Origin of the sequence: Terrabacter terrae (assembly GCF_039529575.1) — a bacterium.
Classification (GTDB): Bacteria; Actinomycetota; Actinomycetes; order Actinomycetales; family Dermatophilaceae; genus Terrabacter; species Terrabacter terrae.
On the sequence record NZ_BAAANB010000081.1, the window covers coordinates 1 to 591 of the forward strand.

1 rRNA gene is annotated in these 591 nt (G+C 56.2%); it reads left to right on the forward strand.

The features are described from left to right. Positions 1-578, forward strand: a 23S ribosomal RNA gene (locus ABD194_RS19260); the annotation flags it as partial. Positions 579-591: the final 13 nt, after the last annotated feature.

Below are 591 nucleotides of genomic sequence, written 5' to 3' on the forward strand. Positions count from 1 at the left end.
GTGTAAGTGCACAAGGGAGCTTGACTGTGAGACAGGCATGTCGAGCAGGGACGAAAGTCGGGACTAGTGATCCGGCGGTGGCTTGTGGAAGCGCCGTCGCTCAACGGATAAAAGGTACCCCGGGGATAACAGGCTGATCTTGCCCAAGAGTCCATATCGACGGCATGGTTTGGCACCTCGATGTCGGCTCGTCGCATCCTGGGGCTGGAGTAGGTCCCAAGGGTTGGGCTGTTCGCCCATTAAAGCGGTACGCGAGCTGGGTTTAGAACGTCGTGAGACAGTTCGGTCCCTATCCGCTGTGCGCGTAGGAAACTTGAGAAAGGCTGTCCCTAGTACGAGAGGACCGGGATGGACGAACCTCTGGTGTGTCAGTTGTCCTGCCAAGGGCACCGCTGATTAGCTACGTTCGGAAGTGATAACCGCTGAAAGCATCTAAGCGGGAAGCACGTTTCAAGATGAGGTTTCCAGGCCCGCGAGGGCGAGAGGCTCCCAGCTAGACGACTGGGTTGATAGGCCGGATGTGGAAGCACAGCAATGTGTGGAGCTGACCGGTACTAATAAGCCGATAACTTGACTTACAAAGATGCTACG